21 protein-coding genes and 1 pseudogene are annotated in these 14,966 nt (G+C 49.5%); 1 reads left to right on the forward strand and 21 read right to left on the reverse strand.

Annotation, left to right across the window (positions count from 1 at the left end; all coding sequences use genetic code 11):
* Window positions 1-84: 84 nt before the first annotated feature.
* The 21 genes from H4Q31_RS10815 to H4Q31_RS10915 form a co-directional block, all read right to left on the reverse strand.
* Entirely contained in the window at window positions 85-948 is an 864-nt protein-coding gene (locus H4Q31_RS10815; RefSeq protein ID WP_185179095.1) for a MurR/RpiR family transcriptional regulator, read from the reverse strand.
* Between the two features lie 184 nt (window positions 949-1,132).
* The gene (locus H4Q31_RS10820; RefSeq protein WP_185179096.1) at window positions 1,133-1,498 is read right to left on the reverse strand and encodes a cupin domain-containing protein; all 366 of its coding nucleotides are present in this window, start codon (window positions 1,496-1,498) and stop codon (window positions 1,133-1,135) included.
* Between the two features lie 66 nt (window positions 1,499-1,564).
* Window positions 1,565-2,176: a GNAT family N-acetyltransferase gene (locus H4Q31_RS10825; RefSeq protein WP_185179097.1), complete on the reverse strand. Its 612-nt coding sequence runs from the start codon at window positions 2,174-2,176 to the stop codon at window positions 1,565-1,567.
* 50 nt (window positions 2,177-2,226) lie between these two features.
* Window positions 2,227-2,592: a hypothetical protein gene (locus H4Q31_RS10830; RefSeq protein WP_185179098.1), complete on the reverse strand. Its 366-nt coding sequence runs from the start codon at window positions 2,590-2,592 to the stop codon at window positions 2,227-2,229.
* A 228-nt stretch (window positions 2,593-2,820) separates the two neighbouring features.
* Entirely contained in the window at window positions 2,821-3,330 is a 510-nt protein-coding gene (locus H4Q31_RS10835; protein WP_185179099.1) for a GNAT family N-acetyltransferase, read from the reverse strand.
* A gap of 27 nt (window positions 3,331-3,357) precedes the next feature.
* Entirely contained in the window at window positions 3,358-4,053 is a 696-nt protein-coding gene (locus tag H4Q31_RS10840) for an alpha/beta fold hydrolase (RefSeq protein WP_185179100.1), read from the reverse strand.
* 40 nt (window positions 4,054-4,093) lie between these two features.
* Window positions 4,094-4,657 (reverse strand): nucleotidyltransferase family protein, encoded by a 564-nt coding sequence (locus H4Q31_RS10845; RefSeq protein WP_185179101.1) that lies wholly within the window; start codon window positions 4,655-4,657, stop codon window positions 4,094-4,096.
* 97 nt (window positions 4,658-4,754) lie between these two features.
* The gene (locus tag H4Q31_RS10850) at window positions 4,755-5,384 is read right to left on the reverse strand and encodes a YgaN family protein (RefSeq protein WP_185179102.1); all 630 of its coding nucleotides are present in this window, start codon (window positions 5,382-5,384) and stop codon (window positions 4,755-4,757) included.
* Complete coding sequence (locus H4Q31_RS10855) at window positions 5,381-5,707, reverse strand: hypothetical protein (RefSeq protein WP_185179103.1); 327 nt, start codon at window positions 5,705-5,707, stop codon at window positions 5,381-5,383. The genes H4Q31_RS10850 and H4Q31_RS10855 overlap by 4 nt, the downstream gene beginning before the upstream one ends.
* A gap of 153 nt (window positions 5,708-5,860) precedes the next feature.
* Window positions 5,861-6,418, reverse strand: coding sequence for a GNAT family N-acetyltransferase (locus H4Q31_RS10860; protein WP_185179104.1), 558 nt, complete (start codon window positions 6,416-6,418; stop codon window positions 5,861-5,863).
* 801 nt (window positions 6,419-7,219) lie between these two features.
* Window positions 7,220-7,681: a GNAT family N-acetyltransferase gene (locus H4Q31_RS10865; RefSeq protein WP_311771716.1), complete on the reverse strand. Its 462-nt coding sequence runs from the start codon at window positions 7,679-7,681 to the stop codon at window positions 7,220-7,222.
* Window positions 7,674-8,240, reverse strand: a complete 567-nt coding sequence (locus tag H4Q31_RS10870; RefSeq protein WP_185179105.1) for a GNAT family N-acetyltransferase — start codon at window positions 8,238-8,240, stop codon at window positions 7,674-7,676. Before H4Q31_RS10870 ends, H4Q31_RS10865 begins: the two co-directional genes overlap by 8 nt.
* 167 nt (window positions 8,241-8,407) lie before the next feature.
* Window positions 8,408-8,896, reverse strand: a complete 489-nt coding sequence (locus H4Q31_RS10875; RefSeq protein WP_311771717.1) for a cysteine hydrolase family protein — start codon at window positions 8,894-8,896, stop codon at window positions 8,408-8,410.
* A 323-nt stretch (window positions 8,897-9,219) separates the two neighbouring features.
* Window positions 9,220-9,738 (reverse strand): hypothetical protein, encoded by a 519-nt coding sequence (locus H4Q31_RS10880; RefSeq protein WP_185179107.1) that lies wholly within the window; start codon window positions 9,736-9,738, stop codon window positions 9,220-9,222.
* Window positions 9,735-10,637 (reverse strand): alpha/beta fold hydrolase, encoded by a 903-nt coding sequence (locus tag H4Q31_RS10885; RefSeq protein ID WP_185179108.1) that lies wholly within the window; start codon window positions 10,635-10,637, stop codon window positions 9,735-9,737. The genes H4Q31_RS10880 and H4Q31_RS10885 overlap by 4 nt, the downstream gene beginning before the upstream one ends.
* A gap of 26 nt (window positions 10,638-10,663) precedes the next feature.
* Complete coding sequence (locus H4Q31_RS10890; protein WP_245347532.1) at window positions 10,664-11,410, reverse strand: GNAT family N-acetyltransferase; 747 nt, start codon at window positions 11,408-11,410, stop codon at window positions 10,664-10,666.
* A gap of 59 nt (window positions 11,411-11,469) precedes the next feature.
* Complete coding sequence (locus tag H4Q31_RS10895) at window positions 11,470-11,988, reverse strand: GNAT family N-acetyltransferase (protein ID WP_185179109.1); 519 nt, start codon at window positions 11,986-11,988, stop codon at window positions 11,470-11,472.
* A gap of 18 nt (window positions 11,989-12,006) precedes the next feature.
* Window positions 12,007-12,249 carry a hypothetical protein gene (locus tag H4Q31_RS10900; protein WP_185179110.1) on the reverse strand — a complete coding sequence of 81 codons (243 nt, stop codon included), beginning with the start codon at window positions 12,247-12,249 and terminating at the stop codon, window positions 12,007-12,009.
* Between the two features lie 12 nt (window positions 12,250-12,261).
* Complete coding sequence (locus tag H4Q31_RS10905) at window positions 12,262-12,531, reverse strand: hypothetical protein (protein WP_185179111.1); 270 nt, start codon at window positions 12,529-12,531, stop codon at window positions 12,262-12,264.
* A complete protein-coding gene (locus H4Q31_RS10910) occupies window positions 12,528-12,935 on the reverse strand; it encodes a VanZ family protein (protein ID WP_311771718.1) in 408 nt (135 codons plus the stop codon). Before H4Q31_RS10910 ends, H4Q31_RS10905 begins: the two co-directional genes overlap by 4 nt.
* 21 nt (window positions 12,936-12,956) lie before the next feature.
* The gene (locus tag H4Q31_RS10915) at window positions 12,957-13,997 is read right to left on the reverse strand and encodes a stalk domain-containing protein (protein ID WP_185179113.1); all 1,041 of its coding nucleotides are present in this window, start codon (window positions 13,995-13,997) and stop codon (window positions 12,957-12,959) included.
* Between the two features lie 505 nt (window positions 13,998-14,502).
* On the opposite strand from H4Q31_RS10915, the pseudogene H4Q31_RS10920 reads away from it, so the two are divergent.
* Window positions 14,503-14,966, forward strand: a pseudogene (locus H4Q31_RS10920) (transposase); the annotation flags it as partial.

A 14,966-nucleotide genomic window follows, 5' to 3' on the forward strand; every position in this document is an offset into this window, starting at 1 on the left:
ACGATTTCATAAAAAAAAGCATCGGCTTCATCAGTAACCGATGCTTGTTCGATAGATTAGCGGCATTGCGGCGCAGCGCCTATCTTATTTGCGGTACTTGCCGGCAAGCACGTTATGCGTCTTCGCCAAATAGCGTTTGACATTCTGATATTCCGCGCTGGCGACGCCGGCGAACAGCATGTCGACGACCGTCAGCATAGCGATGCGAGAGCCCATCGCTCCGCTGCGAAACGTCAATTCGGGCGTCGAGATGCTGAGCACGATGTCCGACTTGTCCGCCAGCTCGCTCTTGGTGTACTTGGTTATCGCGATCGTCTTGACGCGATTCTTCTTCACGATCTCCAGCGCGTCGAGCACATCGGCCGTGCTTCCCGAGTTCGAGACGAAGATAGCCACATCGCCCTTCCCCATCAGCGTGGCTGCTGTCAACTGGCTGTGCGAATCGGTATAGGCATGGCAAATCTTGTTGATCCGCGAGAACTTCTGCTCCGCATCCAAGCAGACAATGCCGGAGGCGCCGACACCGAAGAGCGCGATACGGCTGCAGCTGCGGATCGCTTCCACGGCGCGGGCGATCTCAGATCTGTCGATGACGCTGAGCGTATCCTCAATCGACTTACTATTGTTAAGCGAGATATTCGAGATGATAACGGACAGTTCATCCCCCGGCTGGATGTCGGTATAACGATCCTTCTGATCTTCCTCCATGGAGCCTAAGGAAGCCGAGATGCTGACGATAAATTGGCGGTAGCCGCTGTAGCCCATCGTCTTGCAGAAGCGCAGCACGGAGGCGTCGCTCGTCTTGCTGAGCTGCGCCAAGCCCTTGACAGACAAGTGCGGCACTTCCTCCACGTTGGCCAGAATGCTGTCGGCGACCATTCTCTCGACTGGCGTGAGGCTGTCCTTCCTATCCCGTATCTTGATCAACACGTTGTCATTTATCGCCATAAATGTCCCTACTCGCTCTATTAGTGTATGAGTCCCGAATCGATCTGCTAACGGGCCAAATTCACTTTTATCTTAAGGGCTGCCACCGGAAATGACAAGATCAATTTGGAAATGATGTGCATTTTCAGAAAATTTAATTTGAAGTTTACATTTATTTTGACGTTTTATTTCAGGAAAAATGACTTTAATTAGAGGTTTGCGTCTCAGGCATTCGCACGATTAACGCAGGACTCTCGATTACGATGGCGGTAAGGCCATTCTCCGTTCGCGTCTCGTGCCATTCCCCTTCTTCCCAATACGCCGCCATTCCGGAACGAATCGGAACCTCTTGCTTCTCTTGCCCGATGACGACGCCCTCTCCTTGGACGATGAGCAGCAGCTGGGGAATAGACGCCCGATGAAGGCCAACGGTGCCGCCCGCGCCGAGATGCATGCAGCCCATATGAATCTCTTCTGCTGCGCCGTTCAAGATTCTGCTCATCATTAGATTCTGGCTGTCATACGCGCTGATCGGCTTGCCAACGTCCGGGCTAAAGCTATAGATAATCATGAAGTCTCCCTCCTTCGATTGGACGAAGCATTATCACGTATGAGCATCGAAGTTTACGGCTTCAGCTCATGGTTCGTCCCATATGATCCCTTCGCGGATGGTATCGAACTCATCTAGCGTTCGCGCCGTGTCGTTGTCGCGCTTATCGAGCTCTTGGCTATTGGCAGCCGGAACAGCGTTCCCATCTTCGCGATCCAGTCTTATCTCCATGTCGATGCCAACGATCGTTTGACCCTCGTGATTGACCATGCGCAGGCTTCCGCAGGGAATGAATCCGTTCTTGGTGTACAGCAGCAACGCTCTAGTATTCGTATTATGACAGCGAAGCTTCAGCCTCCTGCATCCTAGCTCTTCCCGGGCCCTCGTCATCATCGTCTCGATGAGGAAGCTGGAAGCTCCCGCTCTCCTGTAGTCCGGCGCGACGATAACATTCCCTAACCAGCAGCTCCCCTCATCCGTGTCCAGGTCGTATAGATTCGCGTAAGCGACCGGCACCTGATCCCGGTTCAGCATGACTGTAGGGAGATAGCGACCGGGAAGCCGAGACTTGATCTGCTCCGGCCTTAATGGGAATTGGAAGCTCGGACCCATGTAGAACAGCTCATCCGCATTCTGAGGCCAAGCGCAAATGACTTCGATATCCTCTTCCGCCAATGGTCGATACGTATACAAGTTCATGAACATCCCCCTTTAACATCTTGCCGTCTTGAGCACTGCATCACGGCCCCTTACTTGCTGTTCAACGCTTCCGCCAGCTTGCGTTGCAGCTCGTCTTCTGATAGCGTCGCCACTTCGTTCCGCTGAACGATGACTTCCCTCAGCAGCCGTTCATCTCCTGCCGTCCCGCCGATCAGCGCCTTCATCAGCTTCATGCCCCAATTGCGCCGGCCGTATATTCGAAACGTCAGACCGCCCTCGAGCCCATCCCAGATGAAGCGGACGACTCGATCCTGCGACTCGTATACCGAGTACAGATTGCCAAACCCTTCTAAGCTATGCCGGTATTTGGTTCTTTGATATCCCTGTTGGATCAATTGCTGCTCTACTTCGCGATGAACGGCTGTCAGGAACTCTACTGTCTCAGTTCGATCCATATTTGCGATTCAGTCCTTTATGTCATTAATTATCGAGCACTCATGATAGAGTGCTTCCTTCTTGTACGGCTTACCCTTGCTGATTCGTTGAATCGCGCGCAGCAACAGGTCTCTTTAAGATAACCGTGTCGCCAGCAACCTCAACTTCATAATGAATCGCTCTCAGCATCACATACACTTGATCTTGGAAGCCGAATAGCTTAGCTCTCGGATAGTATGCCTCTGACTTCAACCGCGCTTCAGCTCATACCGAAGCAGCAATGTGGAATGACCTAACATCGTCTCAAGCATCTCCTCTGCGACGGCAAACCCCTTTTTCTCATAGAAATCTCTGCCGATTCTATTCTCCTTCTCGACCCAAGCGAATAGGCATTGCATAGATGTTAATGTGGTTAAATAGCGCTCAAACAACAGGGTGCCAGCGCCGGAGCGCTGATGGTCGGGATGGACGTACAGCCTCATCAATTCGTAGGCGGCCGTCTTGGCATCATCGAGCTGAACGTGCCCATAGCCAATCAATCCGCCGTCTTCCCGAACGGCAACCAGGATTAGCGGCACAGGCTGCCGCTTGTCTCGCTCAATGGATTGAAGCAAGCTCTCATCGGAGTATGCTCGACGCAGAAAAGCTTGAATGAAGTCCAAGGAATAGAACGATTGATAGGTTGCGAGCCATGCGGCAGAGGCAACTGATTGGATCTGCTGGATATCTGAGATGTCAGCCTGACGAATGGTGATCATGTCGGCTTCCTCCGTCTCCCCGCCTGTTCAGGCGTTGCGGATAAAGTCGTGAATGGTGCGGTAGAGCAGCTCTCGCTCGGTGTTGCGGATGTCATGGCCGGATTGATGGAAGTCGGCATATTCGATCTCCGTGCTCAATCTCTGATAGCCTTTGATCGCTTCATCATCAACCAGGCTGCCTTCCAGCAATCCGCGTATAACGAGCATCTTCCTCGGAATCGGGAACTGGAAGGTGACTTGCTCGGATTCGAGCTGAATTCCTCTGACCGCCTCGGGCCGAATGTGCTGCTGCCGGTAGAACGGAATGAGATACTCGTTCAGATACGAATCCACCCAATTGGGCGTGATTCTTCGATGTTCCGCTGGATACTCCTGCATAATAGCCGACACAACCTTCGACATATTGTCCTTCAAATAGCCGAGCGCATAGGAGACGCCTCGCGAATAAGCATACAGGTGAAAGGAACTGAGCTGCGCCGCGTCAATGACGCTCGCAATGTCCGACACGTGATCGTTCAAGGTATATCCGGCTTCGGGCGTGTCGCTCTGGCCTCTTCCTCGGAAGGAGATAGCGATGCATGGTCTCGGGGACAGGTACTCCATCAAGTCCAAATAGTCCTCCGCCGTCTCGGATAAGCCCGGACAAATGACGAGCGGTGTTAACGAAGACTGCGGGTTCGAAGACAGATAATGAATGTAGACCCCGTTGTTCGAGACTTTCATGGAATAGAGCTTCATCGCCATCACCTTTCCCGTCAGAGAGTTAGTTGTGTGCCTCGTCCTCTTCGATCAGTTCCAGCTTCGGCCAGATCGTCAGCCAGTTCTTCTCTCTCACCCGACCCTCGAAGTAGCTTCGATCCGGATAATAGGGGCTCTGTCTAACCTTCATCTCGAACAGGTCCTTCAGGCCGTGAGGAGCCATAATCTGCAGTTCGCCGCGAGCATCGAGCGTCACGCCGACGGCTGTTACCGTCTCCGGCCAGCGCTTCATCGCATCCTCTACCGATACGTATGGCGCGTCGTTGTTCCTCATGTGCATGCGGGCTTGATTTTTGACTGACCATTGGTATGCCGGCAGCTTCTGCTTGAGAATCGCTTCATAGCGCTTCTCCGTCTCTTCCGACAGATCCGACGGATCGTAGTAGAGAACGTCCACATCATTCAGCGGCGTGCTCCTCTCATGGTAATGCAGCACATCCCAGACGTAATTGCGCACGTAGCCTGCGGCAATGCACCAGTGAGGCAGTCCCAGCGATTGCACCAGCTCAAGGTCTCTTCTTAGGCAGTCGCGGGCGGCGAGAATATCGATCAATCGTTGCTCAAGCATTGGAACCCCCATATGGTAAAACCCGACCGCAGATATCCAACATCCTAGGCCGGGTCGAAAGTTGTCTAAGTTAGTTTAATTATACATGATTTTTCCATCAGACGCCTGCGTTATCTTCGCTAGCTTTACATTTAAGGACATAAACTTCCTTGTTCTGACGAATGGTAGCTTCGATGTCAGTGCTCGCCGACAGCGGCGTGTCCTCTTCGCTCACCACGATCGTCCCGAGCGCCGTTGCGTCTCCCCCGGTCATCTCAACGTCATTGAGGGGAGTTGACACCATGGCTGTCTGATTCGAGATCAGTACATTCGCTTGAGCAGAGGCCAGATTATCCCCTTGCCTTACAGCGAACGTCCAGCGCTGTTCCTCATCGCTTATTCGTTGAATGGAGAAGTAGATCTTGTTGTTCGCAACGTTATCGGCCACGTAGGAAGTGAACCGGTTGACACTGTCATGCAACTGTCCGTCCACATAATGTTCCATCCAGAGTTCGATCCCGCCAGAGCGCATGAAGTGATTGATAGTGAAAATCATGGCGTGGCTTGCACCCGCCGCCTTCATGACGGTGTATTCGTTGTCGGTTGTCGGCAGGAATTCGACGCGGATGACGTCGGAGTCGGATGAAGCGGCAGGGGCGCTTGCAACGGCTGCCGGTTCAGACGGAGAGCTTCTCTGGCAGGCAGTCAAGAGAACAATGATTAATGAGGTCAATAATAGCTGCTTCATTCCATCCTCCCATTTTGATTTTGATTATCCGTCTGTCGAGCTTCCTGAACAGTTCGCGCATATTGAGCGGTAATCTTGATAAGCTTCTTGATCTCGTCGTCGAAAGCTCCCCACAAGAGAATCAAGATCCCTATGACGATCAGAAAAATGGAGTAACCCGTTGGAGCGACGCCGCCGACCTCTTGCAATGCCGTTCCCAATCGGCCAGGAGGCGTAGACCATCCTCCGAGATTGGAAGCTATCTCAGCTGCAGGAATATGGATACCCAGATACAAAGCCATTCCGGCGAAGAGCAAGATTCCGCCAGCGATAACCTTCTTCACGCAAGTTCCTCCGTTCTCCTAATCCGATAATCACCAATCCTTATGTATCAATTCTACCGTTAGATGCGATTGGATTGCAATTAATCCCAGAACTGTTCAAGGATGATGCATATATCGCCATGCTTCTCATCCCCTTCACCATCAATCGAATGACTAATCCTGCAGCTCCTCGTTGAGCAGCACCATATGAATATGATCCTCCCACTTCCCGTTAATCTTCAGGTACTTGCGGGCCAGCCCTTCATGGCTGAATCCAAGCTTCTCGACCACTCTCAGCGAGGCCTGGTTCCGCGGCATAATGTTGGCTTCGATCCGATGGAGATGTAATTGGTGAAAAGCCTGCTCGATAACGAAAGTTAACCCTTCCGTCATGAAGCCCTTGCCGTTCTCCGCCTCGTCGATTCGATACCCCAGATGACAAGACTGGAACACGCCTCGGACGATATTGTTCAGCGCGATCGAACCGATGATTCTTGTTGGATCATCCTTCTTGTACAGCCATACTTTGAAAAGCTGCTCGCGTGCCATGTTCAAGCAGTCATTGGCTATTAATTGCAATTGCGCCTCAGCTGTATAGTAGTCAGCTGTTCGCGCTGGTTCCCATGCCTCAAGGAAGGTCTTATTCCTTGCAACAAAGTCTACCACTTGATCCACATGGGACTCATCAATGGAGCTAAGAAGCAATCTCGGTGTGACGATCTCAATGCTCATGGTTGGCCTCGCTTCTATTAAATGAACTCATCACAAGCTGGCAAGCCACTATGCTTCCGGTGTTGAAACGCATGGCTTTGACCGCAAAAACGAATATAGAATGTACGTCTTAACTCGGCCGAGAGTGATTAATTGCCTGTGTATTACATTCAGTCTGCAGACCACCTACTCAATAAATTTATTTGAAAAACTCTAAATGTTAAATTTAAATAGGTTGGAAGCGCGTGGACTAACAATGAAAAGTAAATAGCTGTTCTGAATGTCAATATTCACGACATTCAGAACAGCTTAATCCTTTTAACTATCCCAGTTTCTTTTTTATAGCATCGATGATAATAATTAAAATCAATAAAGCCGCTGAATGTATTAATGGCTTCAAAAAACTAGTCTGATCATAAATAAAGTATGCGATGCTAAGATTAGCAAAGAAAAAGACTAAATACTTCATTTTTTGAAATCTCATTTCAGAACCAAGGTTCAATGATGGAAGAGCTTCTTATGTCCTCATCATACGAACCACCGCTACCGCTCGAAGATGTTGTAACTCTTATTTCTTTTTTGATTTCATAGTCACCAACCTCCGTTTATTTTTTTCATTTTTTGGTATATGTATATCATATAGGTATTTTATGTATTTTAAAATAAGTCTTCAGAATCGCACTAGATGTTATATCTTCTTTTTTTCGACATGCAAGAGAATTACTGTAAGCGCTAATGCGATCTCAAATATCTCTAGACTTCCAAGAGAAAAGAGATCCTTCGCTGTTAGACGGGTCACTTTCTTTAGCTCCATAAGCTTACCTACAGGAATAGGAAGTAATGGTAAGCCGCTTCGTGTCTCTCGTATCCGAGCGACTCGTACAGCTTCTGCGCTCTCTCGTTGTCGACCGCGGTCTCTAGCTGTATGCCCTTGGCTTGCGTTTGGACGGCAAACTCCTTCGCTCGGTTCATCAGCCTGGTCGCAATGCCAAGTCGCCGGTATTGATCATTCACATACAGATCGTTGAGGATCCATACCCGCTTCATAGATAAGGAGGAGAATGACGGGTACAGCTGTGTGAAGCCCACAATCTCGCCAGCCCCAGTGTCCTTCGCCGCGAAAATAATCGATTCTTGATGCTCGAACTTCTCGAACAAGAATTGCCTCGCTCCATCCAAGTCTGATGGCTTCTTATAGAACACCCGATATTGATCAAAGATTCGGACAAGACCCTCTAGATCCTCAATGGTCGCTTGAACGACTTGAATATGGTTATCAGACACGGCTTCTACTCTCCCATTCTTCTCGCAGAATGCCCATACGGATCGAATCGTAATATTCTCCGTTATAATAGCGGCACTTGCGCATTCGGCCTTCCATCGTCATTCCCAGCTTCTCCGCGGAGCGGATCATTCTCGGATTGCCGGACCAGGTCGTTAACCCTACCCGCATTAGCGGCATCTGCTGGAATAAGTGGTCGATCCACAGCGTCAGCGCTTCCGTCCCATAGCCATGACTCCAATAAGCCGGTGTATAGATGACGATCCCCATCTCCAGCCAGTTGGACTCGCGATGCTCCCAATAATAGCTTACCGTTCCTATGATCTCGCCGTCGGCTTCAATGACAAGTCTGCTGGCAGGCTCATCCGAGTCCGAGTTGATATACTTCTCCGTCATCTCAGCTTCATACGCTGCGATATCTTTGGGCTCCAAAGGGAAATATGGCGCATCGAACTGCTTCCACTCGCTGTTCTCGTAGATCAGACTGTGCAATACAGGGATATCTTGCTGCTCGATGTTCCTCAGCGTTACTCTAGGGCCATTAATGGTTACTTTACTCACGTTGTCACCCTCTAGAATTCATTAAGTGCCACAAACCGACCCAGCTCTTCCCTTTCTCGATCCAGAAGAAGGCTGTGTCTTCGTCGCGCCAAGCGATTGTTCATAACAAACAACCCGGTGTAGATAGCGCCTACCTTGGGCTGGGCCGTGAGTTATACTGCGTTTTTTTACCTCACCAAGTACTTAATAACCGGGTGCGAGATTAAATTGCGGTCTCTGTACGTGGAAGTAATGATATCAGGATGACGGCTCAAGATACCATTCTGCAACAGAACTGGTCTAAATCCTCTCTCCGCCGCTCCGTTATAGGTGAACAGGACGCAATGCTCGGCTGCAAATCCAGAGATGATCAGCAGCTCGACGTCACGTTCCTTCAGGAGCTGCTCCAAATTCGTCTGCCAGAAGGAGTTCGAAGCTTCCTTAGTTACGATCAGGTCGGAGTCCTCAACTTGAATGTCTGGAATGATGTTGAAGGAATCCTTATTCGAATCCTCCATGCCTTCAATGTCCTGAATATGAACGACCACATGACCGTTCGAACGAATGACATCCGCTACATAATTGATGTGTTCGGCAGCAACATCAATGAAGTTCTGTTCAACGCCTTGCAGGTGAATCGCTTGCATATCGATCACGAGAAAACCAATTTTCAACATGAACACTCCTCACTAGTTGTCTAATGCTATCATTATCCAATAATTAAGAGGCCCAGTACATCTAAAGTTTTGTTTGAGTTATTTGGGATACAGCATAAGTTCGACTAGGTTTATCCATTGATGCTCTGGATCCGCCAGCAACGTTCTCCGTCCGAGGCTGCTTGCTGGCTTTAATTCTTCTCCTGATCGTCAATGGCAATGAGATCCCAGATCCTTCAGACAATGTAAGCCAGAAGTTCGAGGAGAAATTACGAATCAATACACCGGCCAAGTCTAAGACAAGCTGCGGCTTGTTGGGCATGATCTTGTCTCCTTTAAGGTCTTCAAATAAACGAGCTCAGCGTTGCTCTCAATTCGTCTGTAAACCCTTGCGTCTGCAGCATATGCTCGATTAGGGCAGTGTTCACCCTTGTTCGATTGCTCTTTAAGTAATCCTGCAGCAAGTTCGCTTTGGCCGTTCGACCCATCAGCGAATACGCGATATACCAAACCTCAGGACTGGATAACCGTATACCGTCCCAGATCGCAAAGCTGGCGATAGGCAAGTGAAAGATATCCGATTCCGTATGTAGCGCGAAGTGGCCGATGAAATCTATTTGCAGCGATTCAATGCTTATACGATATGGGCTGGCAAAGGGATGGCCGCCAGTAGGGAGCTCAGCCCAATCCAAATCCTGTATCGCTTCAATCAGCGTGCTCTTGGGGCATTCCACCATCAGATCCCAATCATTAACCTCATGAATTAGATTCAAATAACGCAACATCCCGCTTCCGCCAAGCGCATAAGGAATGTGATAAGCTTCCAATCTCTTGACGATCGGCAGCAGGTCTAGATGATTCATTCGGATACTCCTTGAATAAACTTCAGCACTTCTTCCGTATATTTCGCCGGTTCTTCGAGTCTTGGAAAGTGGGCGCTGTTCTCAAATAGAACGATGTTGCCGTTGCGAATGTTGCTTAAATAGGCTTGTTGTTGCACATCACAGCATACAGGATCATATTGTCCGGTCAATAGCAACGTGGGTTGGGTTAGTTCCGACAACCTGGGCATTAGATTTTCAAAAAACAGGCCTTCTTCTTGCAACTTATGACTATGTATTTGATTCTTGACCCACAAGTCATTCGAGCTTATCTGACTATCGACAATCTCATTATATTCCTTAGGCGTTATTCCTCTAAAATACAATAAATCTTTATCCATGATGTGGAAGACTTCTCCGAGCGCATTCCATAGTTCGTTAGCCGTGAAGTTCCCGTCGAGATATTTCCCGCACAACTCGACGCCGTCTTGATTATTAGCTTGCTCGAGGTAGCCCTTGGCATTGGTGACGATGGACCTCGCAGCACTAAGCGCATCAAAACACGGAGCTTCAAAAATGATCTTCTTAATGGAGCTTGGATATTCCAAGGCATATCTGACAGCTAAATAACCGCCGAATGAATGCCCTAGCAGGCTCCAATGGCTTATTCCCAGCTGATGCCTGAGTTCCTCAAGGTCTTGGATAATGTCATTGAGCCCAAACGGTTCATCCTCGTGTATTGGGTCAGAGCGCAGTACCCCTCTTTGATCTAACGCGATGACCCTTAACGATCGAGACAAGGCTTGCGCCTGATGATAACAAAAGTCAACACAACTAGCGCCCGGTCCGCCATGCAGATAGAGAAGCGCATCTTCGTGTTCGTCATTGTAGTGTTCTACATATAGTCGAGTCCCGCGGATGGAATATAACGATGAATTCATAAGGCCCTCCGATATCTAGGATTCATCTACCTCTGCGTCCAGGACGTTCTCACATATCCAATCCTCATGCCGATTCTCTCCATATTCCGATGACTCTGAGATAGCAGAGAACATTGGCCGACTACAAGCTTGCAACTGTGTCTGGCAGCTTCATGGATTCTTCTTCTCAACAAAGCCTGTTGTAAGCCTTGGTTCCGATATTCCGGCAATGTAGCCGCGAACGTTAGCGATGCAATGCCATCCTTCATATACATGACGCCGGCTGCCGCTGGACGCTCCTGATAATAGCCTATGAACAATTTCCACCCTGGCCGGTAGTATAGCACCTTATTATTCGCCGCAACGTATGGGATGCCATCATCCGATAGGCCTGTGCCTCTGCAGTGAATGGCGGCATAGAGGTCAAATTCATCTTCTTGAAGCTCTTGAATATGGATGTCATCGTGCTCATCATCCTGGTATTCAGTCGGTTCGATGTACATGGAAGTGTGATATCCGGAAGCATATAACCCGCGATCCGACAACCTCTGCAAGACCGACTGATCGACTCTTGAGGGGACAATCTCAATCTGGACCTTTCGCTCTCTTGCCCGGTAGAACTCCATCATGGCATCGATGTGCTCAAGATCGTCACTCGTTATGCCCTTGATTGTATTGAATGAAGCCCACGGCATCGTTCTGCTGTACAAGCACAGCGCATGGCCGAATTGCTTCACTACAATGCCTTCCGGATTCCCCGGCCTGTCCTGAATAGCGATCATGCGATCATACATGAACGCTGCTTCGGAAGCTTACATATCCCTGATCAGTTGCTCGGATGGCAGCGTTCGCATCAAGCACCTCCGCTTATTGACAAGCGCAACGCCATTAGGTCCTCATCGTAGTAACACCCGTTGAACTTCAAAGCGTTGCTCTCCACACCGTAGGATTCGAATCCTAAGGAATGATACAGCCCCTTAGCCGCTTCGTTGTCGGACACGACGGTTAAGTTGAGTTGCTCCAATCCGCCGCATGTTTTTGATATTTCGATTAATTCAAGCAAGAGTGCTCTCCCGATCCCGCTTCCTCTGCGTTCTGGCGCCACGTACATCCCGTATATGTTCGCTTTATGCGCTGTCTTCACGCTGCCCTCGCGTACGAACGAAACGATCCCCGCTAATTCCTTGTCGACAAACGCGCCTAGAACAAACTTATCACTCGTCGGGCGTAATCTATCCTTGACTGTGTCGAGTGAGAATTGGGCTTCGCGATCGTAGGTAGATCCGAACGCCTCCGGATTATTCTGTAAAGCAGCCAGGCGTAGTTGTTGAAAAGTCTGAGCGTCAGATTCCTGCAGGATTCGGATGTGCATGGCAGTGCCTCCAATAGGTTAGTTCCAACTAATATCGTTCTTCTTAAACAGGTAAACAACATACGCTGCAATGGCAATGAGGATAGCGATCTGAATAGGTGTTGAGTTAGACAGAAGCGAGTTGTTGATCCTGATAATGCAATAGAATACGGAGAACACAACGATCGAGATCATCAAATCTTGAAGCTGTTCCTCTTCGCTTATATAGATAGCAACAAGCGCGAAAATGCCGCCAAGAACGAGAGCCGCATAGATGAGCATTTCGACGCCTCCTTAGATGGTAAGTTCCACTTCCTCGATGGCCTTCAATTCTGTTCCGTCAAATTGGAACGCCAATATATACGGCATCTTGCCAACCATTCGCCAGAAATGATCAAATCCAAACTCTGGGTCAAAGTAATGAACGATTGTACTTAATGCGGTTCCAACCCTACGTGAATCTGACAGCCCCTTCGGCGTCAACGGTCGACTCATCTCGTCCTTAATGGAAATATCTGATTCTGCATGCCGTACGAAGAATATTGTGGTTTGCAACTGATTCATCCCTTCCTCCGTATGCTGCTGGACTTAACCATTGCCTTATAAATCCCATATCCAAGATAAAATCCGAGTGAGTTTAGAATGAAGTCATCGATATCGAAGTTCCCTCTCTTGGACAGGAATTGAATCGATTCCAGAATGAACAGCCCGCACAGGAAGAGGATGAAATGCTTGCCGAGCTTCCTCTGAGCGATGATTGGCAGCAATATTCCGAATGGTACGAAGACTACGACATTCCCGATCAGATTAATGATCCATACGCTCGTCCTGTAGTGGTAGTGTTGGATGAAGTGAGAGATGGTCGAGAACGGGATCAAGTTATACATGTACTCGGATTGAGCGGCTCTAGAGAATCCGAAGAACATCCAGTAGATTAATAGGCTCAAATAGATAACGATTAGGAGCACAGCATATTTTCTCCGCATAGCTTACCTCTGCGACTCGAGCGTAAGTCCGATCTCCTTCGTTTGTCCATCCCACGAGACATCAAACCCAAGCGCTTCGCCGATGAATCGGAAAGGCAGCATCGTGCGGCCTCCGGAGATGAATGGCGCGCCGTCCAGCATGTGCTCTTCTCCGTTCACGAATACTTGAGTATCGCCAATCGTTAGCTCCAGCTCGGTATGAGCGGTCATCACCTTCACTTGATTCGTACTGCTGTTCCATTGCACAGCTCCCCCGACAGCCTCCGTCAGGAAGCGGACTGGCAGGTAGGCTCTGCCTTCGCGCAACACGGGAGTAGTGCCATATCCGGGATCGATCTCGAACGTCTCGCCGTTCAACTTGAACGAAGGATCGCTGATTTGAAGGTCTAACCGACTATCCCCAGAGAATGGATTGATCACCCTCTTGTCGCTGTAGAGAACCATATAATCGATAATAATGGCCGCCGCTTCGGGACGCATATCCATGTTCAATCGATTATCGAACGCAACCGCCGCAACATTCTTCCATACCTGCTGCCACGAGGATGACGACAACATCTGACTTTGAGACGAGACGAGCGCATGAATCATCGCAGCTGTGAAGCTGTCCTTCAGACTCATCTTAGCGCTTCGCAGCAACTCTTCTGCACTTGCTGTGTCAAAGTAATCATCCATCGCAAGCAAGTAACCGATAACGAAGAGCTCGTCTCCGCGCAGCACGGATAGATCGAGATCCGAATATGCTTGGCCATAAGTATACTGCGCGAACGCTTCGGTTCTGCCTTGCCGTTCGCCTTCCCAACCGATCGCATTGATGACGGCGGCGCGAATGTCCAAGGGGGCGGATTCATCTGCTAAATACTCGGCGATCTCCTTCGTGACGCTCCCAGCCTTGTCGGCCGCTTGAACGATTGGTTCATCCATATAGGCCTTAGAGAACTCCGTAGACGTGATCGGCGAATCTGCTGCCGCTGATTGGATAGGAACCAACAAAGCCACAACCGCCAGCATTACGATCAGAAAGGAAACCTTCATTTTCCCCATTCGCAACTGCTCCCTCCTATGTACTCCTCAAAATCATATACCTCCGATAGCCTCTAAATGGAATTGTATCCCATATCGTTTGGGTTGGCACCTTAAATATACAAAAAAACCGCGACAAATCGGTTGGATTTATCGCGGTGTAAATATCTCGTTATACGACGAGCTTCTTCCTAAAACGAAATAGGCAAACAGCCGGAATGTCGAATTTGAATCGACCAGCTAATATCCTCATCGGACAATTGAGCGAGTGCTTGAAGAATCCATTTCCTCTCAGATTTGAATTTGACCAGCATACTCTGAATGACTTCGGATGCGACGAATGTCGCCTGCCGCGATGCGGTTAGGGAGTTGGATGTGTCCGGTTGAATCCACTTCCCTGCTGCTGAAATCCCTCACCGAACCCACTTCTAACTCCTGCCGGACCGAGGGGCGAGAGTCTGTAAAATAGATTGTGTAAACTCTCAAACCTACTAAAATGGAAGTAGCAGAAAGGTTGGGAGCACACATGGGATTGTTGTCGAAAGAGCAGCTTCGAGCGTTTATCAAGGAGAACGGCCTGGTCACCGCTCAGGACGCACAGAACGCTTTGAAAGACTTGTTTGCTGAAACGTTGCAGGAGATGCTCGAGGCCGAGATGGACACGCATCTGGGCTACGGGAAGCACGATGTGCAGAACAAGTAGACGAGCAACAGCCGCAACGGGAAAAGCAAAAAGACGATCACGAGCGAGTACGGCGAGCAAGAGATTTCGGTCCCGCGGGATCGGCAAGGCGAGTTCGAGCCGCTCGTTGTCCGGAAGCATCAGTCAAATGTAACCGGCATCGAGGATCAGATCATCGCGCTCTACGCCAAGGGTGTCAGCACCCGTGAGATCCAGGATCACCTGCATCAGCTGTACGGCATCGACGTCTCGCCGACGATGATCTCGAACGTGACGAACAAGATCGTTCCGCTGATCAAGGAGTGGCA

Source organism: Cohnella lubricantis, assembly GCF_014212015.1.
GTDB lineage: Bacteria > Bacillota > Bacilli > Paenibacillales > Paenibacillaceae > Cohnella > Cohnella lubricantis.